The sequence below is a fragment of the Devosia sp. UYZn731 genome, from assembly GCF_040546795.1.
Lineage (GTDB): Bacteria > Pseudomonadota > Alphaproteobacteria > Rhizobiales > Devosiaceae > Devosia.
In genome coordinates this window covers 174,839-198,991 of the sequence record NZ_JBEPOL010000002.1, presented here as the reverse complement: position 1 = coordinate 198,991, position 24,153 = coordinate 174,839, and the positions used below count along the sequence as shown (strand labels likewise).

Genomic DNA, 24,153 nt, shown 5'->3' with positions numbered 1-24,153 from the left:
GAGCGAAGCGTTAAACGATTTGGTGGCAATTGTGTCGAAGCCAAAGCAGGAGCCGTCACTGGCTTTTGGCGCTTGAATGATATAAAGATATCTTTATATGAATGCGTAAGTGCTTCGGCTGACTGCCTAGAACGATCAGATAGGACGACGATGATGAGCGACAATTCAACTTCATCAACTCCCCCTGCCCTCCGCGATGGCGCTGAAATCCTGGCGGCGCTGACGGCGGCGGCGCGCGAGCGCATTCTGATTCTCGATGGTGCAATGGGCACCATGATCCAGCGGCTCGGCTATACCGAAGACAATTTCCGCGGCGACCGGTTCAAAAACTGGGAAAAGCCGCTGCAAGGCAATAACGATCTCCTCATCCTGACCGAGCCCAAGGCGCTCGAAGACATCCATTATGCCTATGCCAAAGCCGGCGCGGATATCGTGGAGACAAATACGTTCTCGGGTACCAGCATCGCCCAGGCCGATTACGGCATGGAGGCGATTGTCTATGAGCTGAATTTTGAGGGCGCGCAGATCGTGCGGCGGGCGCTGGACCGGGCGACGGCCGAGGACGGCGTGCGCCGGTTCGTGGCCGGGGCGCTGGGGCCGACCAATCGGACGGCCTCGATCTCGCCCGACGTGAACAATCCAGGCTTCCGGGCGGTCAGCTTCGACGAGCTGCGCATTGCCTATAGCGAGCAGGTGCGCGGGCTGATCGACGGCGGCGCCGATGTCATCCTCATCGAGACCATCTTCGATACCCTGAACGCCAAGGCCGCGGTGTTCGCCACCGAGGAAGTGTTCGCCGAAAAGGGCATTCGTCTTCCGATGATGATTTCGGGCACGATCACCGATCTGTCCGGCCGCACGCTATCAGGCCAGACGCCGACGGCATTCTGGTATTCGCTGCGTCATGCCAGCCCCTTTACCATCGGGCTCAATTGCGCCTTGGGCGCCGACCTGCTGCGTGGCCATATCGCTGAAATCTCGGCCATCGCGGACACCTTCGTCTGCGCTTACCCAAATGCTGGGCTGCCCAACGAATTCGGCGGCTATGACGAGACACCCGAACTCATGGCCGAACAGCTCGGGCGATTCGCCGAAGAGGGGCTGATCAATATTGTTGGCGGCTGCTGCGGCTCGACGCCGGACCATATTCGCGCCATCGCCGCCGCCGTACGCCCGCATCCGCCGCGCAAGGTGCCCGAGATCGCGCCGCAAATGCGCCTGTCGGGGCTGGAGCCCTTCACGCTGACCAAGGACATTCCCTTCGTCAATGTGGGCGAGCGCACCAACGTCACCGGCTCCGCCCGCTTCCGCAAGCTGATCACGGCCGGCGATTACACGGCCGCCCTCGCTGTAGCGCGCGATCAGGTCGAGAACGGCGCCCAGATCATCGACATTAACATGGACGAGGGCCTGATCGACTCCAAGGCGGTGATGGTCGAGTTTCTCAACCTGATCGCCGCCGAGCCCGATATTGCCCGCGTTCCGATCATGATCGACAGTTCCAAATGGGAAGTGATCGAGGCTGGCTTGAAGTGCGTTCAGGGCAAGGCGCTGGTCAATTCCATCTCGATGAAGGAAGGCGAAGAGGCTTTCCTGCACCACGCGCGGCTGGTGCGTGCCTATGGCGCCGCCGTCGTGGTGATGGCATTCGACGAGCAAGGCCAGGCCGATACGCTGGAGCGCAAGGTCGAAATCTGCACGCGGGCATACAAGCTGCTCACCGAGGAAGTTGGCTTCCCGCCGGAAGATATCGTGTTCGATCCGAACGTGTTCGCTATCGCGACCGGGATCGAGGAGCACAACAATTACGGCGTCGATTTCATCGAGGCCACCAGGATCATCACCGACACCCTGTCCCATGTGCATATTTCGGGCGGTATCTCCAACCTGAGCTTCTCGTTCCGCGGCAATGAGCCGGTGCGCGAAGCCATGCATGCTGTATTTTTGTACTATGCCATCCAGAACGGCATGGACATGGGCATCGTCAATGCCGGACAATTGGCGGTCTATGAATCCATCGACCGGGAACTGCGCGACGCCTGCGAGGACGTGATCCTCAATCGCCGCGCCGACGGCACCGACCGGCTGCTGGAGATCGCTGAAAAGTATCGCGGCGCCAGCGGCAAGGAAGCCGCGGCCAAGGATCTGCGCTGGCGCGAGAAGTCGGTCGAAGAACGCATCGGCTATGCCATGGTCAATGGCATTACCGAGTTCATCGATGCCGATACCGAGGAAGCGCGGCAGGCAGCCGCGCGGCCGCTGCACGTCATCGAGGGCCCACTGATGGCCGGCATGAGCATTGTCGGCGACCTGTTCGGCTCGGGCAAAATGTTCCTTCCTCAGGTGGTGAAGTCTGCCCGGGTGATGAAGCAGGCCGTGGCCTTGCTCTTGCCCTACATGGAAGCCGAGAAGCTGGCCAATGGCGGTGGCAGCGAACGCCAGAGCGCCGGCAAGATCCTGATGGCAACGGTCAAGGGCGACGTGCATGACATCGGCAAGAACATCGTCGGCGTCGTGCTGGCTTGCAACAATTACGAGATCATCGATCTCGGCGTCATGGTGCCGGTCGCCAAAATTTTGCAGACGGCGCGCGAGCAAAACGTCGACATCATTGGGCTCTCGGGCTTGATCACACCATCCCTGGACGAGATGGCCCATGTGGCCGGCGAGATGGAGCGCGAAGGGTTCAACATCCCGCTCCTGATCGGCGGAGCGACGACCAGCCGCGTCCATACGGCGGTCAAAATCCATCCGCGCTATCATGCCGGGCAGACAGTCTATGTGAACGACGCCAGCCGCGCGGTGGGCGTCGTCTCGAACCTGCTGTCGCCCGACACCAAGGTTGCATTCATCGAGAATGTACGCGCCGAATACGCCAAGGCGGCGGCGGCGCATGAGCGGGCCGAGAACGACAAGCAGCGCCTGCCGCTCATCAAGGCACGCGCCAATGCCTTCAAGCCGGACTGGGCTGGCTACACGCCGCCCGTGCCCAGCTTCCTCGGCACGCGGACGTTTACTAGCGCTGACTTCAGCCTTGAGGAATTGGCCAAGTACATCGACTGGACGCCGTTCTTCCAGACCTGGGAGCTCAAGGGGCGCTATCCAGCCATTCTGCAAGATGAGAAGCAGGGCGAGGCCGCGCGGCAGTTGTTTGCCGATGCGCAGGCAATGCTCAAGTTGGTGATCGATGAAAAGTGGTTCGAGCCACGCGGCGTGGTCGGCTTCTGGCCGGCCAATGCGGTGGGCGACGATATCCGCCTGTTTACCGACGAAACCCGCAAAGAGGAACTGGCGACGCTGTTCACGCTTCGCCAGCAGCTCAGCAAGCGCGATGGCAAGCCCAACATGGCGCTGTCCGACTTCTTCGCACCGGTCGAGAGCGGCAAGCCCGATTATGTTGGCGGGTTCGTGGTGACGGCGGGCATCGAGGAAGTCGCGATCGCCGAAAAGTTCGAGCAGAAGAACGACGATTATTCCTCGATCCTGGTCAAGGCCCTGGCCGACCGCTTCGCCGAAGCCTTTGCCGAGAAAATGCACGAGAAGGTGCGTCGCGAGTTCTGGGGCTATGCAGCCGACGAGACCTTGCAGCCAGAGGACCTGATCGGCGAGCCCTATCGCGGCATCCGCCCTGCCCCGGGCTATCCGGCGCAACCCGACCACACCGAGAAGACCACGCTGTTCAAGCTGCTGGACGCCGAAAAGCAGGCTGGCGTAAAGCTGACCGAGAGCTTTGCCATGTGGCCGGGCTCGTCGGTGTCGGGCATCTACCTGTCGCATCCCGAGAGCTATTATTTCGGCGTGGCCAAGGTCGAACATGACCAGGTGCTCGACTATGCCGAGCGCAAGGGCATGGGCGTGGCTGAGGTCGAGCGCTGGCTCGGGCCAATCCTGAACTACATTCCTGGCCCAGCAGTCGCGGCGGCCGAGTGATGACCGCCGCGGTTCAGATCAGAGCCGACCAGATACCTGTGACGCTGGTGACCACCGCCGGCTGGCTGGTGTCGCTCGACCCCAGCGCGGCATTGGTGCGGCTGACGGCCAATACCGGGCATGGGCATGCCGATGGCTTCCAGTGCGTCGCCTGTGCCGGGCGCGGCGATGTGCGGGCGATCCTGTTCGACCTGCTGGAAGAGGTGCGACTGGGCATGCGGCCGGCATTCACCAGCGTCGTGGTGGATGCGTCGGCGGTGGTGGAGCCGGGGGTCGTGGTCGATGCGTTGACCGGCAAGCTGAAGGCAACGGCCTTGCGCGATCATACGGTGGCGCGCCGGTTTTATCTGGCGGGGACTGCGTAAAACAGCAGCACTGCAACCCCCACCTAGCCTCCCCCTGGGACGGGGAGGAACGGATCGGGGCTGGGCGATATGGTTTCTTACGCACCGACCGAACTCCTCCCCCTATCAGGGAGGCAGGGTGGGGGTCCTACCCTTCGTATTCCACCAACTGCGTATCCAGCCGCAAATACAACGGATGTTTCGGACTACCGTCCGCATTGGTGCCGAAGCACATGATCTTTATGTGGTGTGCGCGTAGCGCGGTAACAATTTCCCGAGCCGGCTCGACCAGCGCTTTGTTAAGCTTGCCGTGGCAGAGGATCACCAGCGATGCCCCTTTGGCCGCCTCCAGTAACGACGGCAGGTTGGCGGGAGACGATGCCACCACGCCGGGCGCCAGCAACGCCTTGGGCACCGTCGCGCGGTAATCCCCGACATTGCCCTTGGCCATGCCCGAAAACCCCTCGCGCAGGCTGAAATTCCATTCGCGGGCACAGGTTGGATCGTTCACCGTCGCGTCAGCCGTACTGGGGTTCATGCCAATGAACAGGCTGTAGCGGTCGGGGAAGCGCTCGCCGGTCCAACGCCGCATGATCTGGCGGTGCTGGTGATCGCTGAAGATGGCATCACCATGGACGCCGGGCGGCAGTGCCAGGCGGACCTTGCCGCCTGGATCGTGGTTGTCGCCGATCATGCGGTCAGATCGCTCGGCGGCACGAGGCCGTTGATGAGCGACGCGGTGGTGATGGTATTGGCCAGCAGGCACGCAATAGTCATCGGACCGACGCCGCCGGGCACCGGGGTGATGGCGCCGGCAACTTCCTTGGCGCTGGCGAACTCGACGTCGCCCAGGAGGCGCGTCTTGCCCGGACCGCGTTCGGGCGCGTCGATCCGGTTGATGCCGACATCGATCACGGTGGCGCCCGGCTTGATCCAGTCACCCTTGATCATTTCGGGCCGACCCACGGCGGCGATGACGATATCGGCCTGCCGCACCAAGCTTGGCAGATCTCGCGAGCGAGAGTGGGCGATGGTTACGGTGCAGTTTTCGCGCAGCAGCAATTGGGCGATTGGCTTGCCCACGAGATTGGAGCGGCCGACGACGACGGCGTGCAGACCCGACAGGTCGCCCAACATATCGCGCAGCAACATCAGGCATCCCAATGGCGTGCAGGACACTGGACCGGGCAACCCGATCGCAAGCTTGCCGACGCTGTATGGTGTGAAGCAATCCACGTCCTTGTCTGGTGAAATGGTCTCGATGATCTTGTTTGGATCGATATGCTTTGGGACCGGCAGCTGTACCAGGATACCGTGGATCGCCGGATCGGCATTGAGCTTTTCCACCAACGCCAGAACCTTGGCTTCGCTGACGGTTTCCGGCAATTCATACTTCTCGGAGTGCATGCCCACTTCCACGGTCTGCTTAGCCTTTTGTGCCACATAGACCTGGCTGCCGGGATCAAAGCCGACGATGACCACGGCCAGCCCCGGCGTGATGCCGTGCTCGGCCTTCAATCGTGCCACATGGCCGGCGATGCGGGTGCGCAGGCCTTCGGCAAACAGTTTTCCGTCGATGATCTTGGCTGCCATGCTGCACTCCATGGAATGTCCGCTACGCCGAAAGCCGGCACGGCGAGCTGCTGGTGAGGAATGGATTTCCCTTACGGAAGTCGCGGCTCTGCGTCTATGCCCTTGGCGTAGAATGCGCGGCTAGCCGACATGGCTGGGACAAGGAAAAGGGCTGCAACGGTATCTCTACCATTACAGCCCTGGGGGAAATCCACCCACCGCACTGTTGAGGGCTTGGGGGACAAGCGGCAGACTGGAAATCCCTAGTTCGCGGGGCGCATGGGTCGCTTGCGTGTCCGTTGAACTGCTATCAAGATGGTGCGCAATTACGGCAGGAAAAGTGGGGTTCACTCAAGTGTGAAAAGCGCTGGATCGTCGTGCCGAGATTGCCGCCACGCCGATAAACTGTCATGGCATGGGGTTATCGCAATCTATCGTCCGCCAGACGGGGGGCTCAATCCGGGGCCCGCAAACGAGAACAAGAATGACAACGATCAGCCCGCCGCGCCTTGAGAAGCAGTCCTTCACCGATCCTGAAAAAGCCTGGGCCTACCTCGCCGAAATCTACCACCGCAATACCGGTTTCATCCGCGGCCACCTGAACGCGCTGGCCCAGGGCATCGTCCCTGAGGGCAAGGTGCGCGCCTGCTACCCGCAGATCGAAGTGCGCTCCACCAGCTACGGCAAGAGCTCATCCACCCTGCCCTACGGCTACCTGCATACGCCGGGGCTCTACCGCACCACCGTGACGGCGCCGGACCTTTTCCGCACCTATTTCCAGGAGCAGTTCACCGTCATCCTGAAGAATCACGGCGGCACCATCGATATCGGGGAATCCGATACCCCGATCCCGCTGCATTTCGCGGTGGCGGCCAGCGACCGGGTCGATGGCGAAGCGCTCAACGCGCTGAATATCCCGTTGCGCGACGTGTTCGATGCGCCCGATCTGGGCAATACCGATGACGAGATCGCCAACGGCACCTTTGTGCCGCCGAAGGGTGGACCTTACCCGCTGGCCGCGTTCACCGCGCCGCGTGTGGACTATTCGCTGTACCGGCTGAGCCACTACACTGGCACCGATGCCAATCACTTCCAGAATTTCGTGATTTTTACCAATTACGGCTTCTATATCGATGAGTTCTGCCGGGTCGCCAAGGAGCATATGGCAACCGGCCACGAGCACTATACCAGCTTCATCGAGCCCGGAAATGTGATCACGACCAATGAACGCCTTGGTGGCGGCACGGTCGGCAAGCCGACACCACGCGTGCCACAAATGCCGGCCTATCACCTGACGGCCGATCGTGGCCGTGGCATCACCATGGTCAATATCGGCGTCGGCCCGTCCAACGCCAAGACCATCACCGACCATATCGCCGTGCTGCGCCCGCATGCCTGGATCATGCTGGGGCACTGTGCCGGCCTGCGCAATTCGCAGGAATTGGGCGACTACGTACTGGCGCATGCCTATGTGCGCGAGGACCATGTGCTGGATGCCGACCTGCCGCTATCCGTGCCGATCCCGGCGCTGGCCGAAGTGCAGGTGGCACTCGAGCAGGCGGTGGAGGAGATCACCCAGCTCGAGGGACTGGAAACCAAGCGCATCATGCGCACCGGCACCGTGGCGACCTTCGACAACCGCAATTGGGAGCTGCGCGACCAGGCCGAAATCACGCAACGGCTCAGCCAGTCTCGCGCCGTGGCGCTGGACATGGAAAGCGCCACCATCGCCGCCAACGGCTTCCGGTTCAGGGTTCCCTATGGGACGCTGCTGTGTGTTAGCGACAAGCCGCTGCATGGGGAGCTGAAGCTGCCCGGCATGGCGTCGGACTTCTACCGCACCCAGGTCAACCGGCATCTGCTGATCGGGCTGCGCGCGATGGAGATTTTGCGGGATCAGCCAGCGGAACGGTTGCATTCGCGGAAGTTGCGCAGCTTTGCGGAGACGGCGTTCCAGTAGCCCTGTCTCGCGTGTAGTTCCCCTCCTACTTTTCTTCCCCCGGACTTGATCCGGGGGCCTTTGAGAACTTGTGCCGGACTGTCAGTGGCCCGCGGATCAAGTCCGCGGGAAGCACACTGGATGGGGCGAAATGGTGCCTCGAGCTGGCCTCAACAACAAAAAAAGGCCCGGCATCACTGCCGGGCCTTTTGCATTCAGCGAAGGTTCGTTTAACGGCCCTTGACCACCGAATACCCAGCATACTTCGCCGACGAGCCGATCTGCTCTTCGATGCGGATGAGCTGGTTGTACTTGGCCAGGCGATCCGAGCGCGAGAGCGAGCCGGTTTTGATCTGGCCGCAGTTCAGCGCCACGGCGAGGTCGGCGATGGTGGAGTCTTCGGTTTCGCCCGAGCGGTGCGACATCACCGAGGTGTAGCCGGCGCGGTGGGCGGTATCGACGGCGTTCAGCGTTTCGGACAGCGTGCCGATCTGGTTGACCTTGACCAGGATCGAGTTGGCGACGCCCATCTTGATGCCGGAGACGAGGCGCTCGGTATTGGTGACGAACAGATCGTCGCCCACAAGCTGAACCTTCTTGCCGATGGCGTCGGTCAGGGCCTTCCAGCCCTCCCAATCGTCCTCGGCCATGCCGTCTTCGATCGAGATGATCGGGTAGCGAGCGGCGAGGTCGGCGAGGAACGCGACATTCTCGTCCGACGACAGGCTCTTGCCTTCGCCGTCCATGGCGTACTTGCCGCCCTTGTAATATTCGGTGGCGGCGCAATCGAGGCCGAGAAACACGTCCTCGCCTGGGCGATAGCCGGCCTTTTCGATCGACTTCATGATGAAGCCAAGGGCTTCGTCGGCCGATTTCAGGTTCGGCGCAAAACCGCCTTCGTCACCGACGGCGGTGTTATGGCCTTCAGCCGAGAGGCCCTTCTTGAGGGTGTGGAAAATTTCCGAACCGATGCGGACGGCGTCGGCCAGGTTTTCGGCGCCGGCGGGCAGGATCATGAATTCCTGCATATCGATCGGGTTATCCGCGTGCTGGCCGCCATTGATGATGTTCATCATCGGCACGGGCAGCACATGGGCATTCGGGCCGCCGATATAGCGGTAGAACGGCAGTTCGCTCGATTCGGCGGCTGCCTTGGCCACAGCCAGCGAGACGCCGAGAATGGCATTGGCGCCGAGGCGCGACTTGTTGGGCGTGCCGTCCAGTTCGATCATGACCTGGTCGACGCCGAGCTGGTCGAGGGCGTCGAGGCCCTGGATTTCCTCGAAGATCACCGAGTTGACGTTTTCGACGGCCTGGGTGACGCCCTTGCCCATCCAGGCCTTGCCGCCATCGCGCAGTTCGACGGCTTCGTGGGCGCCGGTCGAGGCACCCGAGGGCACGGCGGCCCGGCCGAAGCTGCCGTCATCGAGCACCACATCGACTTCGACCGTGGGGTTGCCGCGGCTGTCGTATATCTGGCGGCCTTGGACGTGGATGATCGAAGACATGGAAAGCCCTTTCCTGGCTGGGTTTGCGCAGTGTTGGCCCTGTCTAGACGCGGTGTGTGACGAATCAAAGAGGGTGCGCCAATTTATTTGGCGGGAAGACTGACCTGCCCATCCGCTATGAGCCAGCTAACGGCCTCTTCCACCGCCTGTAGCGAAGTGTAACGGGGTGCGTAGCCGAGCAGGCGCTGGGCCTTGGCGATGGAGCAATTGGGGCTGCGGGCGATGTGTTCCCAAGTGGCCTTGGCCTCCTCCGCGTCCTGCTCCGCCGCCCAGGCCTCATAGGGCTGGAATGTTAGGTCTGGCTCACGCCCGAACCAGCGGAACACGTGCTCGGCATAGCCGCGCAGCGTCAGTGCACCGGACGAGACGGCGTGAAAGCTTTCCCCGACAGAACTGCTCCAATTGGCAATGGCGGCCATGAACATTTGGGCGACATCATCGGCGTGGACGTGGTGGACTGTCTCCAGCCCGAAGTTCGGCAATGCGAGCGTTTCGCCGCGGGCGATCGTCGAAAATACCGCCGGGTTGAAATGCCCCGCCGGATTGAGTGGCGCCCAGCCGGGACCGACGATGTGGCCGGGATGGATCAAGGTTGCCGGGAAGTTGTCGCGGCGGGCGCGATCGAGCAGATAGGTTTCGATGGCGGCTTTTTGGACGCCGTAATCGCCGAATGGACGCTTGGGCGTGTCTTCCAGCGTGGGTACGACGGTGGAGAAACCATGCGTCCAGATCGTGCCGGTATGAAGGAAATGGCTGACCTTGCCGGCCAGCGCCTCCACCAGGTGCTGCGCGCTCGGCAGCGAAAAGCAAATCATGTCGATGACGATATCGCCCTCAAGCGCGGCAATGGCGGGGCCAAAGCTGCCATCGGCTTCCATGGCGTCGCGGTCCATGACTTTGTGTTCAACGCGATCCCAGGCACGGTTGGGCGCATATGGCTTGGCCCTGCCCCGGCTGATGGCGACGACATCATGGCCCGCCTCAACCAGGCGCGGCACCAGATAGGTGCCGACGTGTCCCATTGCTCCGATGACGACGATCCGGGCCATGCGGCTCTCCTGTGCTGTTACGCTGTGTGACGCTTAGTGGTCCAATTTATGCCCGTCGAGGCGCTTTTCGATCAGCTCGGACTTGGCCTCGGTGAGCTTTTTTTCGGCCTTGGTGCGACCGAAAACAACTCGGTTCTGCGCGGCCGTTTCGGCTTTTGCGTCCCGGGCTTTGCGCTTGCGAACGGTTCGGAGGTTGACGATATCGGCCATGGTCGTGTCCTGGGCTGTTGCTAGCGCGCTGGCGTCAGGGGCGAGTCAGTTCGAGATAAACGGTATCGCACCATTCATCGCCCAACTGGAAGTCCCGTTCAACGCGCCCGGTTTCGACAAAGCCAAGCCTGCCGAGCACTGTCAGCGACGCGATGTTGCGCGGATCAACTTCAGCGCGCAGCAGCGAGACATCGCTCCTGGCGAAGACATAGTCCAAAAATGCCCGCGATGCTTCGCTGGCAAATCCCCGCCGCCAGAAGTCGGGATGGATGATAAAGCCAAAGCTGGGTAGACGCCCTGCTCCAACGGTACCGATGGCAACCCCATCATGCTCGATGATAAAGTCCTCGCCGCCCGCTTTCGTTCTGGCGACCATTTGGTCCAGCCAGGTGCGCGTCACGTCAATGTTGCTGTGCGGCAGCGTCGACCAGTAGCGCATGCCGCCGGCATTCGACATGATGGCGAACATGGCGTCGAGATCGTCCAGGCGCGGCCGGCGCAAGACCAGCCGCTCCGTAACGAGTACGGTCAAACCAGCCGGCTCTGCTCGATCGCGGCGGCGATGAAGCTGGCGAACAGCGGGTGCGGCTCGAACGGCTTGGATTTCAGTTCCGGGTGGAACTGCACGCCAATGAACCACGGGTGGTCGGTGCGCTCGACGATCTCGGGCAGTTTGCCATCCGGGGAGACGCCGGAGAACAGCAGGCCGTTCTTTTCCAGCACTTTGCGGTAGTCCATGTTCACCTCATAGCGGTGGCGATGGCGCTCGGAGATGTGGGTGGTGCCATAGATGTCGGCGACGCGGGAACCGCGCGTGAGCTGGGCCGGATAGGCGCCGAGGCGCATGGTGCCACCCAGGTCGGTGCCGTCCTTGCGGGTCTCGGTATCATTGCCCTTGAGCCATTCGGTCATCATGCCGACGACCGGCTCCTTGGTGGGGCCGAATTCGGTGGACGATGCATTCTTGACGCCGGCCATATTGCGGGCAGCCTCGATGCAGGCCATCTGCATGCCAAAGCAGATGCCGAAATACGGCACGTCCTTGATGCGGGCGAAACGCGCAGCTTCGATCTTGCCGGCCGAACCGCGCTCACCAAAGCCGCCAGGCACCAGGATGCCGTGCACGTGTTCGAGGTAAGGCGCGGGTTCGTCGCGCTCGAACACCTCGCTGTCGATCCATTGCAGGTTGACCTTGACCCGGTTGGCGATGCCGCCATGGGCCAGCGCCTCGCTGAGCGACTTATAGGCGTCCTTGAGACCGGTATATTTGCCCACGATGGCAATATTGACCTCGCCCTCGGGATTGTGGAGGCGATGGGAAACCTCGGTCCAGGCCGTCAGGTCCGGGGTCGGCGCATCGGTAATGCCGAATGCGGCGAGCACTTCGGTGTCGAGGCCTTCCTTGTGATAGGCCAACGGCACGTCATAGATCGAGGCGACGTCGAGGCCCTGGATCACGGCGCTTTCGCGAACATTGCAGAACAGGCTGAGCTTTTTCTTTTCGCCCTCTGGAATCGGGCGGTCGCAGCGGACCAGCAGGATATCGGGCGAAATGCCGATCGAGCGCAATTCGCGGACGGAGTGCTGGGTCGGCTTGGTCTTGAGCTCGCCGGCGCTGGAAATATAGGGCATCAGCGTCAAGTGGACGTAGATGGCTTGGCCGCGCGGTAGGTCATTGCCGAGTTGGCGGATGGCCTCGAAGAATGGCAGGCCCTCGATATCGCCGACGGTGCCGCCCACTTCGACGAGGACGAAATCGAACTCGTCATTGCCCTCGAGCACGAAATTCTTGATGGCGTCGGTGACGTGGGGAATAACCTGAACGGTGGCGCCCAGATAGTCGCCACGGCGTTCCTTGGCGATGATGTCGGAATAGATGCGGCCGGTGGTGATGTTGTCGCGCTTGTTGGCGGAGCGGCCGGTGAAGCGCTCGTAGTGCCCCAGATCCAGATCGGTCTCGGCGCCATCGTCGGTGACGAAGACCTCGCCGTGCTGGGTGGGCGACATGGTGCCCGGATCGACGTTGAGATACGGGTCAAGCTTGCGCAGCCGTACCTTGTAGCCGCGCGCTTGCAGGACCGCGCCGAGCGCCGCCGATGCAAGACCTTTACCCAATGAGGAGACCACGCCTCCGGTGATGAAAACGTACCGAGCCATGGGCGCTCACCTTACCTAGATTCAGGAACGATTCGCAGGGCGGGAAAACCGCTCTACACAAAAAGAAGAAGGGGATGTTTCCATCCCCCTCTTTGGTTTGCCTTGCGGCGCTTAGTTGGTCGCCGGAGCGACCGGTGTTGGTTCTGGCGCCGCCGCCGGTGCGGGCGTGGCGGGCTCGGGAGCTGGCGTAACCGGAACCGGAAGGTCGCTGGCGGGAGCCGGGGTCGCTGCTGGGGCCGGCGTCGTTGCCGCCGGTGCAGGAGTGGTCGCCGCGGGTCCGGTTGCGTCGGCTGGCGGCGTCACTGTGCCGTCGGCGGCGGGAACCGGAAGATCCGAATCGCCCTGCAGTGCATTGAGTGCGTCGAGCACGCTGGTCGGCGCCGCGCCCTCTTCTCCACCCGTGGTCGCGCCCTGCAGAATGCTCGAACTGCCGCGATCGAATTCGCTGATCACTGTCAGGCCGATTGCCGTCAGGAAGAACAAAGTGGCCAGGATTGCCGTGGTGCGCGTCAACAGGTTGGCTGAACCGCGTGCGGTCATGAAGCCGCCACCGCCACCGCCAATACCAAGGGCGCCGCCCTCCGAGCGCTGCAGCAGGATGACTGCAATCAGCGCCAGAACGATCAGCAGATAGGCCACAATCAGGACGTTTGCCATGCGTGTTTCAGTCTCGGTCCGTCAAAAGATGGGGCGTCATACACTTGGGAGCAAACAAATGCCATACGCCTGCGCCGAAATTCGGCACAGGCGATCCCCGCGTGACGCGGCTATACGGCGGAGATAATGGTGTAGAAGTCTCTTGCCAAGAGGCTGGCGCCGCCGACCAGCCCACCATTGACGTTTTCAATGTTCAAAATTTCGCGGGCGTTCTGCGGTTTCATCGAGCCGCCATAGAGAATCCGGGTCGAAGCGCCCTTGTCGCCAAAACGCTCGACCAGGATGGCACGGATGCGATTATGCATCTGGGCAATCTCGTCATTGGTTGGCGTGCGCCCCGTGCCGATGGCCCAGACCGGCTCATAGGCCACGATGACTTCGTGCAATTCCGCGGCGTCGGGCACCGAGCCGGCCAGTAGTGCGGCGACCACGGCTTCGGCTTTGCCGCTATCGCGTTCGGCTCCGGTCTCGCCGACGCAGATGATCGGCTTGAGGCCGGCGCCGATGGCCGCTTCCGCCTTGGCGCGAACGATCTGGTCGGTTTCGCCATGGGCGGCGCGGCGTTCGGAGTGGCCGACGATAACGAACTGCGCGCCGGCATCAGCCAGCATGCCGGCCGAAATATCGCCAGTATAAGCGCCCGAGGCGCTGGCATGGCAGTCCTGCCCACCGGCCAGAATGCCGCTGGTGGAACCCTGGGAGGCGACAGCGTGCAGGATCGTGGCCGGCGGGCAGATGACCACCATGGCCTTGGGGGCCTCGCCAGTGGTCAGCAATCCGGCAAGCTGCTGCAGTTCTTCGAGCGAGGCCCGCGAACCGTTCATTTTCCAGTTGCCCGCGATCAGCGGCGTGATTGTGGTTGTCACTCTTGCTACTCCTGCCTCTTGCACCGGGAGGGGCTTTGCCCTAACCCCGATTGTCCATGCGTTTCCGGGATATAAAAGGGTCTCCCTTTTTCCGCGGAACGCTTTACTAGTATCCCGCCATAAGGGCGGTAAAGCCTGCGGTTCAAATCCGGTGCGTCCGCCTCATGGGGCGAATGCACCATCCCTCGCGTACTGGAACGTCTGACATGCTCGATAGTTTGCGTCTGTTTGCAAAATCCTGGCCCGGCAAGGCGATGGGGGTCTGCCTGCTGGCAGGTCTGGCTGGATTCGGCATCAATAATGTGATCACCGATCTTGGCACGAATAACGTGGCCAAGGTGGGCAATGTCGATATCACCTCGCGCGATTTCCTGCGGGCCTATCAGATCCAGATGCAACAGGTGTCCCAGCAGATTGGCTCGGTCCCCTCGCCCGAGGAGGCCATGAGCCTGGGCATTCCCTCCATGGTGCTGCAAAACCTGGCGCAAGACGCTGCGCTCGACCAGTTGGCCGATAATTTCGGTCTCGGCGTGTCGGACAGCAAGCTGAGCCAGATGCTGCGCAAGGATACCAATTTCGCCGGCACCCTGGGCAATTTCGATCCCAGCCAGTTCCAGAACGTGCTGCGTCAGAGCGGCATAACCGAAGCCGAATATTTCAAGACCCAGAGCGAGTCGGCACGCCGCGAGCAGTTGATTCTGTCGCTGTTCAGCGACGTCAAGCTGCCGGCCGCCGCATCGACCCTGGTCAACAGCTATGCCGCCGACAAGCGCACGGTCGACTACATCGTAGTTGGTGAAAACACCATCGAGACGCCGGCTGCGCCAACCGATACCGATCTGGCAACCTATCTGGCCGCGCACCAGACCGATTTCCGCACCGTCGAAACCCGCACGGTGCGGCTGATGGCGTTGTCGCCGGACACCCTGGCCGCCACCAAGACCATCGATGAAGCCGCTGTCGAGGCCGAATATGAGCGCACCAAGGCGAATATGACGACGCTGGAGCGCCGCACAATTCAGCAGGTGCCGCTAGCCACCCCCGAGCAGATCGCGGCGTTCGAAGGCGGCGCGGCAGCCGGCAAGACATTCGACGCGTTGGTTACCGAAAACAGCCTGACCGCGACCGATATCGGCACGCTGGCCCAGCGGGACATCACCGATGCCAACCTCGCCACAGCCGCGTTCGGCCTGGCCCAGGATGGCTATGCGGTCATCGACGGCGTCACCGGCAAGCGCGCGATCCATGTTTCGGCAATCGAGGCGGGCCACACCAAGACCCTGGCCGAAGCCCATGACGAGATCGCGCACGGCCTGGCGCTGGCGCAGGCCAAGACTGAATATGCCGACGTGCTGGACCAGGTCGAAGAGCTGCGCGCGGCGTTCAAGCCGCTCGACGAAATCGCCAAGCGGTTCGGGCTGCCGCTGTATAATGCGGCGGTGACCCAGGGCGGCGCCGAACTGGCCGTGATCCCATCGCTGGCCGAAGCCGACCGTCCCAAGGCCGTGCAGGCGATTTTCAAGGCCACCGAGGGCAAGCTGACGCCGTCGATCACGCTCAACGGCAATAGCAACGTGTGGTTCGACCTGGAAAAGGTCGATCCGGCGCGCGACCAGACCCTGGACGAAGTGCGCGATGCGGTTGCTACCGCCTGGACCACCGAGAAAGTCAATGCAGCGATCGAGGCCGAGACCGACAGTATCGTCAAGCGGCTCGATGGCGGTGAAGACCTGATCGACGTGGCCTCGGCGCTGAGCCTGGTGCCGCAGGCCAGCCTGCCCTTTACCCGGTTTGGTGAAGCCAACACGTCCATCGACGGCCCGGTGGCGGCAGCGGCGTTTGCCGGCGGTCCGGATCATCACGGCTCGGCGGTGAACACGGAAGGCGATCACATCGTGTTCCAGGTGAGCGCCGTGACCCCGGCTGATGGTCCACTGGCAACCCAGCAGAACGCTTCGCTGGAGAACGAAGCCCGTATCGGCCTTTACGGCGATTTCGTTACCGCGGTGCGCGACGAAGCCGGGCTCCGGATCAACCAGCAGGCCTTGACGCAGACGCTGCAACTCGGCGGCCAGCAATAACGGCAACTTCTACAATCGGATAATGACTATGGGCGACGAGGTCTTTGGGCGTTTCGCGATGCAATACGATGCTGGTCAATCCCAGATCGTCTGGCGTCGCGTCGTCGCCGATCTCGAAACGCCGATCGGCACCTATATGAAGCTCGCGGCCGGCCGCAAGAACACCTTCCTGCTCGAATCCGTGCAGGACGGTGCCATTCGCGGCCGGTACTCGATCGTCGGCCTCGCGCCCGACATCATCCTCAAGGTCGAGCATGGCGCGGCCTCCATCAATCGCGCGGCCCATATTGACGTGGACCGCTTCGAGCGTCTGGCCGAGGCGCCGCTGGATGCCCTGCGCGATCTGGTCGCCAGCTCCAAGATCGAAGTGCCCGAGGGCCTGCCGCCGCAGTCCGCGGGCATCTACGGCTTTCTGGGCTACGAGATGGTCCGCTATATGGAGACGTTGCCCAACAGCAATCTGGACCATCTGGACATGCCCGAGGCCATCCTGATGCGCCCGGCCATGCTGGCGATTTTCGATACGCTCAAGGACGAACTCTATCTTACCGCGCCAGTCTACGTGCGTGACGGCGTGACCGCGCGGCAGGCCTATGAATCGGCGCAGTCGCATATCGACGACGCCATCCAGCGCCTGGGCCAAGCGCTGCCCACGACCCCTGCCCTCCCTGATCTGGAAAAGATCGAGGTCACTAGCAATACCTCGAAAGACGAATATTTCGCCATGGTGGCCAAGGCCAAGGACTACATCACCGCTGGGGATGTCTTCCAGGTAGTGCTGAGCCAGCGCTTCGAGGCCGAATTCACCCTGCCCCCGACCGCTCTCTACCGCGCCCTACGCCGCACCAATCCGTCGCCCTATATGTATTTCCTCGACTTCGGCGATTTTTCGGTCGCCGGATCGAGCCCCGAAATCCTGGTCAAGGTGCAGGATGGCGAAGTCACAATTCGCCCCATCGCCGGCACCCGAAAGCGCGGTGCCACGCCGACACGCGACCAGGAACTGGCGGCCGAATTGCTGGCCGATCCCAAGGAGCTGGCCGAACACCTGATGCTGCTCGACCTGGGCCGCAACGACGTCGGTCGCGTCGCCAAGACCGGCACGGTCAGGGTCACCGACAAGTTCTTCCTCGAATACTATTCTCACGTCATGCACATCGTCTCCAATGTCGTGGGCGTGCTCGATCCCAAATATGACTTCGTCGACGCGCTGGCCGCCGGTTTCCCGGCTGGCACGGTCTCCGGTGCGCCGAAAGTGCGCGCGATGGAAATCATCGACGAGCTGGAATCCTCGCGCCGCGGCATCTATGGCGGCTGCGTCGGCTATTTCGGCGCCGACGGCACCATGGATACCTGCATCGTGCTGCGCACCGCCCTGCTCAAGGACGGCAAGCTGTTCGTGCAGGCCGGCGCCGGCATCGTCGCCGATAGCCAGCCCGAGCTTGAGCAGATGGAATGCGAAAACAAGGCGCGCGCCCTTTTCAGCGCCGCCGAGGAAGCGTTACGCTATGCCGGCGAAGCCAGGATCGGGCAATGATGGCGCATTTCATGTTTCAACATCGATGGCGGAACTGGTTCTGAACCTGAACTGATCCCAATAGCCGCGCTGGAACCAGAGATATGACCCGCACGCTCGTCATCGATAATTACGACAGCTTTACCTACAACCTCGTCCACTTCCTGGGCGAACTCGGCGCCGACGTCACCGTCATGCGCAACGACAAGATTACGCTTGATGAAATCGGCGCAATGGCGCCCGAGGCGATCGTGCTGTCACCCGGCCCCTGCACGCCCAACGAAGCCGGCATTTGCCTATCGCTTATCGAACGCTTCAAGGGCGAAATGCCGATTTTGGGCGTCTGCCTTGGCCATCAGGCAATCGGCCAAGCCTTGGGAGGCGACGTCATCCGCGCGCCGCACCTGGTGCATGGCAAGACATCCAAGATCCACCACAGCGGCAAGGGCCTGTTCCGCGGCCTCAACAACGACTTCGAGGCGACGCGCTACCACTCGCTGATCGTCAAGCCCGAGACCCTGCCCGACACGCTTGAAATCACCGCCACCACCGATGACGGCCTCATCATGGGCATGCAGCACAAAACCCTCCCCGTCCACGGCGTGCAGTTCCATCCAGAGAGCATCGCCAGCGAAAACGGCCATGCGCTACTGCAGAATTTCCTGAACCTGGCCCGCGACTTCAACCAGAAGAAGGCTGCGTGATGGACATCAAGGCAGCTCTCAACAAGATCGCCGCCAACCGCGACCTCACCGGAGAGGAAATGCGCGGCGTGATGACCACGATCATGGAGGGCAATGCCACGCCCAGCCAGATCGGCGCGTTCCTCATGGGCATGCGCGTCAAAGGCGAGACCGTCGGCGAAATCGCCGCAGCCGTCTCGATCCTGCGCGAGAAGATGGTGACGGTCGAAGCCCCCGAACACGCCATCGACATCGTCGGCACCGGCGGCGACGGCGGTGGCACGCTCAACATCTCCACCGCCAGCGCTTTTGTCGTGGCCGCGGCGGGCGTGCCGGTGGCCAAGCACGGCAACCGGGCTTTGTCATCGAAGTCCGGAGCATCGCAGGTGCTCGAAGCCCTGGGGATCAAGCTGGATTTGACCCCCGCCGAGATTTCACGCTGCATCAATGAAGCCGGGATCGGTTTCATGTTCGCGCCCTCGCACCATCCGGCCATGCGCCATGTCGGCCTAGCCCGCGCCGAAATGGGCGTGCGGACCATGTTCAATCTGCTGGGCCCGCAATCCAACCCTGCCGGCGTGCGCCGCTATGTGCTGGGCGTCTATGCGCAGGAATGGGTGGAGCCGGTGGCAGCCGCCCTCCTCGCCAACCGCGCCATCAAGGCCTGGGTTTTCCACGGCAGCGATGGCCTCGACGAAATCACCGTCACCGGTCCCAGTTTCGTTGCCCAGATAGCCAATGGTGATTTGCGCAGCTTTGAAGTGACACCTGAGGATGCCGGCCTAAAGCGCAGCGATCCCAAGGACCTGCTGGGCGGCGATCCCGAATACAATGCCGCGGCGGTGCATGAATTGTTCGACCGCAGGCCGGGCGCCTATCGCGATATCGTGCTGCTCAATTCTGCGGCCGCGCTGATCGTCGCCGACCGCGTGCAAGACCTCAAAAGCGGCGCCGAACTGGCGGCCGACATCATCGACAGCGGCAAGGCGAAGGAGACGCTAGCGCGGCTCGTCGCAGTGTCCAACGGGCGAGACCATGGCTGATATTCTCAAGCAGATCGAATCGTACAAACGCGAAGAAATCGCTGCCGCCAAGGCGATGCGGCCCTGGGCGGAAGTCGTGGCCATGGCGCATGACCAGCCAGCGCCTCGTGGGTTCCTTAGGGCCATCAAGGCCAAGCGCGCCGCCAAGCAATACGCACTGATCGCCGAGGTAAAAAAGGCCAGCCCCTCCAAGGGCCTGATCCGGCAGGACTTCAACCCCGCCGAGATTGCCCGCGCCTACCAAACCGGCGGCGCGACGTGCCTGTCCGTGCTAACCGACCGTCCCTCCTTCCAAGGCTCGCCGAGCTACCTGATCGAAGCGCGCGCGGCCACTACCCTGCCCGTGCTGCGCAAGGATTTCCTGTTTGAAACCTATCAGGTGGCCGAGGCGCGCGCTTGGGGCGCTGATTGCATCCTCGTCATCCTGGCCGCTGTCGGCGACGATGTGGCGCGCTACCTGCTCGACGCCGCAGAGGAATGGGGCATGGACGCGCTGGTCGAAGTGCACGACCAGCTCGAGCTGGACCGGGCGCTGGCGCTGGACGCCGAATTCATCGGTATCAACAATCGCAACCTGCGCACCTTCGAAACCCGTCTGGAGACCTCGATCGACCTGGCCGCCGGCGTGCCGCCCGGCAAGGTGCTGGTCAGCGAAAGCGGCATTCTCAGCCACGACGATGTGCGCAAGCTGGACGAAGCCAGCGGCATCGGCACCTTCCTCGTCGGCGAAAGCCTGATGCGCCAGGACGATGTGGTGGCCGCCACGCGCGCCCTGCTCATGGGCACCGTGAGCGCATAGGCATGGCACAAGGCGGCCTCACGCATCTCAACGCCAAAGGCGAAGCCCACATCGTCGATATCGGCGACAAGGCGGCCACCCGGCGCCGGGCGGTGGCCCAGGCTCGAATCATCGCCGAACCTGCCACGGTAGCGGCGATTATGGGCGGCTCCCTCAAGAAGGGCGATGCGCTCGCTGTGGCCCGTATTGCCGGCATCATGGCCGCCAAAAGGACCTCGGATCTGATCCCCCTCTGCCATCCGATTCCGCTGACCAAGGTCAGCGTCGACATTGAGGCTGAGAGCGCGACGGTGATCGTCGTGCACGCCACCGCAGAAACCACAGCGCAAACCGGCGTAGAGATGGAAGCGCTGGTCGCCGCCTCCACCGCGGCGCTGACGCTCTACGACATGGCCAAGGCCATCGACCGGGCCATGGTTGTCACCGATATCTGCGTGCTGGAAAAATCGGGCGGCAAATCCGGCGATTTCGTGCGCACGCCATGAGCCTGCTGCCCGTCGAAGACGCGATTGCCGCGATTCTGAAGCGCGTGCCCGAGGCGCAGGCCGAAACAGTCCCCCTACACGATGCCGCCGGCCGGGTCTTGGCCGCGCCGATCGTCGCCAACCACAGCCAGCCCCCGTTCAACGCTAGCGCCATGGATGGCTATGCGGTGCGGGCGCAGGACGCCGTGCCGGGGCGGAGCCTGGCCATCATCGGCATGTCGCAAGCCGGCGCGGGCTTTGCCGGCCCCGTTGGCGAAGGCCAATGCGTGCGCATCTTCACCGGCGCGCCCGTCCCTGCCGGCGCCGATGCGGTCATCATGCAGGAAGAGGCGACGGTAACCGGCCACACAGTGCAGTTCGCCGAGCAGCCCAAACCCGGCCGCAGCATTCGTCCAATCGGCAATGACTTTGCCACTGGCCAGGTTCTGGTCGCCGCCGGCACGCGCCTCGCTGCACTGCAACTGGCCGTCGCGGCAGCAGCGAATGTCCCTGCCCTCGCGGTCAACCGCCGACCGAAAATTGCCCTTCTAGCGACGGGCGATGAACTGGTCGTGCCCGGCACGCCGCTGGGCCCAGACCAGATCGTTTCGTCCAACAGCTACGGCCTAAGTCCCCTGCTGGCGCCCTACTCCGAAACCGTCACCGACCACGGTATTGTCGGCGATGACCGGGCGGCGCTGACGGCGACGCTGGAAGCCATCTTCGCCAGCGAGCCTGACATCGTCGTCACCACCGGCGGCGCCAGTGTCGGCGACCACGATATTGTGCAGGAAATCCTCCTGTCGCTCGGCGTGACGCTGGATTTCTGGCGCATCAACATGCGGCCGGGCAAGCCGCTGATGTTCGGCACGCGCGGTAAGACGCTGATCTTCGGCCTGCCGGGGAACCCCGTCTCGGCGCTGGTTACCGCCACAATTTTTATCAAGCCGGCACTCCGGCTGTGGCAGGGCCACGCCGAATCCGCTGGTCAGCTCTGGCATCTGCCGCTGGCCGTCCCGACCCCGCCCAATACCGCGCGCCGCCATTTCATGCGCGCGCGCGTCGTGCATGGGCCCAGTGGGACGGCATTGATGCCGATCTCGGAGGTCGACAGCGGCCATACCTCGTCGCTGGCGCGGGCGGACATGCTCATCGTGCAACCAGAACATGATCCGGGTCGGCCGGCCGGTACTGTGGTCGAGGCCATCAGTATCGACGCGTTCTAGGCTGAAATAAAACCGCATAGGTCGCGCGACGAAGCGCCGTTTGCTTGCAAAGGCGGAAATTACGCCGGCAATGCATTGGGATATTGCAGAACATAACTGGAACACGTATCATCGTTCAGTCTTTGTTCCGATTCCCGACCGAGGGGCCCAATGCTAACGCGCAAACAACACGAGCTGCTGATGTTCATCCATGAGCGGATGAAGGAGAGCGGTATTCCGCCATCGTTCGACGAGATGAAGGATGCGCTCGATCTGGCATCCAAGTCGGGCATTCACCGGTTGATCACAGCGTTGGAGGAGCGCGGTTTCATTCGCCGCCTGCCCAATCGGGCGCGCGCACTCGAAGTGGTCAAGCTGCCCGATTCGATGAACCCGTCCCTCGGCGGGCGCAAGTCGCGCTTCGAGCCGAGCGTGATCGAGGGCAATCTGGGCAAGGTGGCGTCCCCCCCGATGCGCGGTTCGGTTGAAGATTACGCGCGTCCCATTTCGGTTCCGGTTATGGGCCGTATCGCGGCCGGTACGCCGATCTCGGCGATCGAAAGCCACACCCACACCATCTCTGTACCGCCCGAAATGTTGGGCGCAGGCGAACATTACGCACTCGAAGTGCGCGGCGATTCGATGATCGAGGCCGGCATTTTCGATGGCGATACCGTCCTGATCCGCAAGCAGGACTCAGCGGGAACCGGCGAAATCATCGTGGCTCTTGTTGATGACGAGGAAGCCACCCTCAAGCGCCTGCGCCGCAAGGGCAATACCATCGCGCTGGAAGCCGCCAACCCGGCCTATGAAACGCGCATTTTCGGACCTGATCGCGTCAAGGTCCAGGGCCGCCTGGTCGGGTTGCTGAGGAAATACTGATGCGGCTCACCCTGCTTTTGGCGCTTGGCCTGTTGTCGCTCGGCAACGGCGCGACGTTCGCTCAAGAAGCGAGCGTCAAGGAGACCCGCTGCTGGGTGGGAAATGTGACGTTTTCGGCAGGTGTGGGCATCAATGCGGGCAATGGCACCGCAGTCTGCAATGCCGGAACCGGCTGGGCGGAAGCGAAGGCCGATACGCCCGTAGCGGGTTGCCTGCTCGAAGGCAAGTTGTCGTCCGCGGGCGCTATCGTCGGCATTCGCAACAATGACAGCATGCTGCTGCAATGCGACGTCACCGGCCGCTGGGTAACGCTGGAGACTGCGGCCAAGGAGTAAAAGCTCATGCGTGGGGTTTGATGGCGAAGAACTTGGTCGAGAAAGTTTGTCCGGTCATTTTCCGAGGCGTAGGGGACGCAAGGGAGATCCTGGTGTTCAGGCACCCCCTGGCCGGTGTTCAACTGGTCAAGGGGACACGAGAGGCGGGCGAGTCTGTTATTGCTGGTGCTTTGCGCGAGCTGGCGGAGGAAGCAGGGATTGTCGAGGATGTGACTGGTGTGGTGCTCTGCTCCAGTTCGGCCATTGCGCTGGGGCAGCTCTGGCACTTTGTGCTGGTGGAGACGGCGGATCTGCCGGAGCACTGGGCGTTTGACACATTAGACGATGGTGGGCATCGATTTGAATTTTTCTGGTGTACTCTGGATGCAACGCCAGAGCGGGAGTGGCACCCCGACTTCGTACGTGCCCTGAAACTGGTACGGGACGCCATAGTCAGCAACGGCGTGGAGGCGGCGAAGACGCTGTCGCGCTATGCCGAGCTTATCAACAATCACAGCTTTGACGACGTCGCTCCGCTGATCGCGCCGGAGGCGGTGTTTTGGTTCGGCGATGGTTCGCATGCCGGGCTGTCCGCCATTCGTTCTGCCTTTGAGGGCACGTGGCGCAATCTGACCGGCGAAATCTACTGGCTGGAAGACGTGCGCTGGATCGCTCAGGGCGATTATGCCGCCGCTTGCCTCTACCGCTTTCATTGGCAGGCAACGGGGTCCGGTGAATGCCGTGAGGGTTCGGGGCGGGGGACCAGCGTCTTCGTTCGACGCCCCGAAGGTTGGAAGATTATCCACGAGCATTTGAGCGCCCTGCCCGCTTGAGAGGCGGTATTTGGAACCCTAAGTGCTGATTGTCGGCAGCCAGTGCGACTGAGCGTATAGAAGGCCCGCCATCATCTGGCGGGCCTTCTGCGTTTGATGAT

The 24,153-nt window shown here is 62.5% G+C and carries 22 protein-coding genes; 13 read left to right on the top strand and 9 right to left on the bottom strand.

Annotated features, from left to right (window positions below; genetic code table 11):
- Positions 1 to 153: 153 nt before the first annotated feature.
- Together metH and ABIB57_RS05370 are read left to right on the top strand one after the other, a co-directional pair.
- Entirely contained in the window at positions 154 to 3,930 is a 3,777-nt protein-coding gene (gene metH / locus ABIB57_RS05375; protein WP_354039024.1) for a methionine synthase, read from the top strand.
- Entirely contained in the window at positions 3,930 to 4,295 is a 366-nt protein-coding gene (locus ABIB57_RS05370) for a hypothetical protein (RefSeq protein ID WP_354039022.1), read from the top strand. Before metH ends, ABIB57_RS05370 begins: the two co-directional genes overlap by 1 nt.
- Positions 4,296 to 4,422: 127 nt before the next feature.
- Here the strand turns inward: ABIB57_RS05370 and ABIB57_RS05365 are convergent, their stop codons facing one another.
- Positions 4,423 to 4,968, bottom strand: coding sequence for a DUF1643 domain-containing protein (locus ABIB57_RS05365; protein ID WP_354039021.1), 546 nt, complete (start codon positions 4,966 to 4,968; stop codon positions 4,423 to 4,425).
- Positions 4,965 to 5,867, bottom strand: a complete 903-nt coding sequence (locus ABIB57_RS05360) for a bifunctional methylenetetrahydrofolate dehydrogenase/methenyltetrahydrofolate cyclohydrolase (RefSeq protein WP_354039019.1) — start codon at positions 5,865 to 5,867, stop codon at positions 4,965 to 4,967. The genes ABIB57_RS05365 and ABIB57_RS05360 overlap by 4 nt, the downstream gene beginning before the upstream one ends.
- A gap of 463 nt (positions 5,868 to 6,330) precedes the next feature.
- Here ABIB57_RS05360 and ABIB57_RS05355 point away from each other — a divergent pair, with 463 nt between their 5' ends.
- Complete coding sequence (locus tag ABIB57_RS05355; protein ID WP_354039017.1) at positions 6,331 to 7,806, top strand: AMP nucleosidase; 1,476 nt, start codon at positions 6,331 to 6,333, stop codon at positions 7,804 to 7,806.
- A 209-nt stretch (positions 7,807 to 8,015) separates the two neighbouring features.
- On the opposite strand, the gene eno is transcribed toward ABIB57_RS05355, so the two are convergent.
- The 7 genes from eno to tpiA form a co-directional block, all read right to left on the bottom strand.
- Positions 8,016 to 9,293 carry a phosphopyruvate hydratase gene (eno, locus tag ABIB57_RS05350; protein WP_354039016.1) on the bottom strand — a complete coding sequence of 426 codons (1,278 nt, stop codon included), beginning with the start codon at positions 9,291 to 9,293 and terminating at the stop codon, positions 8,016 to 8,018.
- Between the two features lie 83 nt (positions 9,294 to 9,376).
- Positions 9,377 to 10,342: an NAD-dependent epimerase/dehydratase family protein gene (locus ABIB57_RS05345; RefSeq protein WP_354039014.1), complete on the bottom strand. Its 966-nt coding sequence runs from the start codon at positions 10,340 to 10,342 to the stop codon at positions 9,377 to 9,379.
- A 33-nt stretch (positions 10,343 to 10,375) separates the two neighbouring features.
- A complete protein-coding gene (locus ABIB57_RS05340) occupies positions 10,376 to 10,552 on the bottom strand; it encodes a DUF4169 family protein (RefSeq protein WP_354039012.1) in 177 nt (58 codons plus the stop codon).
- Positions 10,553 to 10,586: 34 nt separating this feature from the next.
- Positions 10,587 to 11,054 carry a GNAT family N-acetyltransferase gene (locus ABIB57_RS05335; RefSeq protein ID WP_354039010.1) on the bottom strand — a complete coding sequence of 156 codons (468 nt, stop codon included), beginning with the start codon at positions 11,052 to 11,054 and terminating at the stop codon, positions 10,587 to 10,589.
- A 26-nt stretch (positions 11,055 to 11,080) separates the two neighbouring features.
- Positions 11,081 to 12,709, bottom strand: coding sequence for a CTP synthase (gene pyrG, locus ABIB57_RS05330; RefSeq protein WP_354039009.1), 1,629 nt, complete (start codon positions 12,707 to 12,709; stop codon positions 11,081 to 11,083).
- A gap of 111 nt (positions 12,710 to 12,820) precedes the next feature.
- Entirely contained in the window at positions 12,821 to 13,366 is a 546-nt protein-coding gene (secG, locus tag ABIB57_RS05325) for a preprotein translocase subunit SecG (protein WP_354039007.1), read from the bottom strand.
- Positions 13,367 to 13,476: 110 nt separating this feature from the next.
- Entirely contained in the window at positions 13,477 to 14,232 is a 756-nt protein-coding gene (gene tpiA, locus ABIB57_RS05320; RefSeq protein ID WP_354039006.1) for a triose-phosphate isomerase, read from the bottom strand.
- Between the two features lie 206 nt (positions 14,233 to 14,438).
- Here tpiA and ABIB57_RS05315 point away from each other — a divergent pair, with 206 nt between their 5' ends.
- The 10 genes from ABIB57_RS05315 (at position 14,439) to ABIB57_RS05270 (ending at position 24,052) form a co-directional block, all read left to right on the top strand.
- Positions 14,439 to 16,313 carry a peptidylprolyl isomerase gene (locus tag ABIB57_RS05315; RefSeq protein ID WP_354039005.1) on the top strand — a complete coding sequence of 625 codons (1,875 nt, stop codon included), beginning with the start codon at positions 14,439 to 14,441 and terminating at the stop codon, positions 16,311 to 16,313.
- 28 nt (positions 16,314 to 16,341) lie between these two features.
- A complete protein-coding gene (gene trpE, locus ABIB57_RS05310; RefSeq protein ID WP_354039004.1) occupies positions 16,342 to 17,850 on the top strand; it encodes an anthranilate synthase component I in 1,509 nt (502 codons plus the stop codon).
- 83 nt (positions 17,851 to 17,933) lie between these two features.
- Entirely contained in the window at positions 17,934 to 18,533 is a 600-nt protein-coding gene (locus ABIB57_RS05305; protein WP_354039003.1) for an anthranilate synthase component II, read from the top strand.
- Positions 18,530 to 19,555 carry an anthranilate phosphoribosyltransferase gene (trpD, locus tag ABIB57_RS05300; protein WP_502914346.1) on the top strand — a complete coding sequence of 342 codons (1,026 nt, stop codon included), beginning with the start codon at positions 18,530 to 18,532 and terminating at the stop codon, positions 19,553 to 19,555. The genes ABIB57_RS05305 and trpD overlap by 4 nt, the downstream gene beginning before the upstream one ends.
- Positions 19,548 to 20,354, top strand: a complete 807-nt coding sequence (gene trpC, locus ABIB57_RS05295; protein WP_354039001.1) for an indole-3-glycerol phosphate synthase TrpC — start codon at positions 19,548 to 19,550, stop codon at positions 20,352 to 20,354. The genes trpD and trpC overlap by 8 nt, the downstream gene beginning before the upstream one ends.
- A 2-nt stretch (positions 20,355 to 20,356) precedes the next feature.
- Positions 20,357 to 20,839 carry a cyclic pyranopterin monophosphate synthase MoaC gene (gene moaC / locus ABIB57_RS05290; RefSeq protein ID WP_354039000.1) on the top strand — a complete coding sequence of 161 codons (483 nt, stop codon included), beginning with the start codon at positions 20,357 to 20,359 and terminating at the stop codon, positions 20,837 to 20,839.
- On the top strand, positions 20,836 to 22,044 hold the full coding sequence (locus ABIB57_RS05285) for a molybdopterin molybdotransferase MoeA (RefSeq protein WP_354038998.1): 1,209 nt from the start codon (positions 20,836 to 20,838) through the stop codon (positions 22,042 to 22,044). The genes moaC and ABIB57_RS05285 overlap by 4 nt, the downstream gene beginning before the upstream one ends.
- 150 nt (positions 22,045 to 22,194) lie before the next feature.
- Positions 22,195 to 22,905, top strand: coding sequence for a transcriptional repressor LexA (lexA, locus tag ABIB57_RS05280; protein WP_354038996.1), 711 nt, complete (start codon positions 22,195 to 22,197; stop codon positions 22,903 to 22,905).
- Positions 22,905 to 23,240, top strand: a complete 336-nt coding sequence (locus ABIB57_RS05275) for a hypothetical protein (protein WP_354038994.1) — start codon at positions 22,905 to 22,907, stop codon at positions 23,238 to 23,240. Before lexA ends, ABIB57_RS05275 begins: the two co-directional genes overlap by 1 nt.
- A gap of 20 nt (positions 23,241 to 23,260) precedes the next feature.
- Complete coding sequence (locus ABIB57_RS05270; protein WP_354038992.1) at positions 23,261 to 24,052, top strand: nuclear transport factor 2 family protein; 792 nt, start codon at positions 23,261 to 23,263, stop codon at positions 24,050 to 24,052.
- The last annotated feature ends 101 nt before the right edge of the window (positions 24,053 to 24,153 follow it).

What these genes read in the sequence shown, in the direction of transcription:
- metH (WP_354039024.1), top strand. Translation starts at nt 154, where the DNA reads ATGAGCGACAATTCAACTTCATCAACTCCCCCTGCCCTCCGCGATGGC.
- ABIB57_RS05370 (WP_354039022.1), top strand. Translation starts at nt 3,930, where the DNA reads ATGACCGCCGCGGTTCAGATCAGAGCCGACCAGATACCTGTGACGCTG.
- ABIB57_RS05365 (WP_354039021.1), bottom strand. Translation starts at nt 4,968, where the DNA reads ATGATCGGCGACAACCACGATCCAGGCGGCAAGGTCCGCCTGGCACTG.
- ABIB57_RS05360 (WP_354039019.1), bottom strand. Translation starts at nt 5,867, where the DNA reads ATGGCAGCCAAGATCATCGACGGAAAACTGTTTGCCGAAGGCCTGCGC.
- ABIB57_RS05355 (WP_354039017.1), top strand. Translation starts at nt 6,331, where the DNA reads ATGACAACGATCAGCCCGCCGCGCCTTGAGAAGCAGTCCTTCACCGAT.
- eno (WP_354039016.1), bottom strand. Translation starts at nt 9,293, where the DNA reads ATGTCTTCGATCATCCACGTCCAAGGCCGCCAGATATACGACAGCCGC.
- ABIB57_RS05345 (WP_354039014.1), bottom strand. Translation starts at nt 10,342, where the DNA reads ATGGCCCGGATCGTCGTCATCGGAGCAATGGGACACGTCGGCACCTAT.
- ABIB57_RS05340 (WP_354039012.1), bottom strand. Translation starts at nt 10,552, where the DNA reads ATGGCCGATATCGTCAACCTCCGAACCGTTCGCAAGCGCAAAGCCCGG.
- pyrG (WP_354039009.1), bottom strand. Translation starts at nt 12,709, where the DNA reads ATGGCTCGGTACGTTTTCATCACCGGAGGCGTGGTCTCCTCATTGGGT.
- secG (WP_354039007.1), bottom strand. Translation starts at nt 13,366, where the DNA reads ATGGCAAACGTCCTGATTGTGGCCTATCTGCTGATCGTTCTGGCGCTG.
- ABIB57_RS05315 (WP_354039005.1), top strand. Translation starts at nt 14,439, where the DNA reads ATGCTCGATAGTTTGCGTCTGTTTGCAAAATCCTGGCCCGGCAAGGCG.
- trpE (WP_354039004.1), top strand. Translation starts at nt 16,342, where the DNA reads ATGGGCGACGAGGTCTTTGGGCGTTTCGCGATGCAATACGATGCTGGT.
- ABIB57_RS05305 (WP_354039003.1), top strand. Translation starts at nt 17,934, where the DNA reads ATGACCCGCACGCTCGTCATCGATAATTACGACAGCTTTACCTACAAC.
- trpC (WP_354039001.1), top strand. Translation starts at nt 19,548, where the DNA reads ATGGCTGATATTCTCAAGCAGATCGAATCGTACAAACGCGAAGAAATC.
- moaC (WP_354039000.1), top strand. Translation starts at nt 20,357, where the DNA reads ATGGCACAAGGCGGCCTCACGCATCTCAACGCCAAAGGCGAAGCCCAC.
- ABIB57_RS05285 (WP_354038998.1), top strand. Translation starts at nt 20,836, where the DNA reads ATGAGCCTGCTGCCCGTCGAAGACGCGATTGCCGCGATTCTGAAGCGC.
- lexA (WP_354038996.1), top strand. Translation starts at nt 22,195, where the DNA reads ATGCTAACGCGCAAACAACACGAGCTGCTGATGTTCATCCATGAGCGG.
- ABIB57_RS05275 (WP_354038994.1), top strand. Translation starts at nt 22,905, where the DNA reads ATGCGGCTCACCCTGCTTTTGGCGCTTGGCCTGTTGTCGCTCGGCAAC.
- ABIB57_RS05270 (WP_354038992.1), top strand. Translation starts at nt 23,261, where the DNA reads ATGGCGAAGAACTTGGTCGAGAAAGTTTGTCCGGTCATTTTCCGAGGC.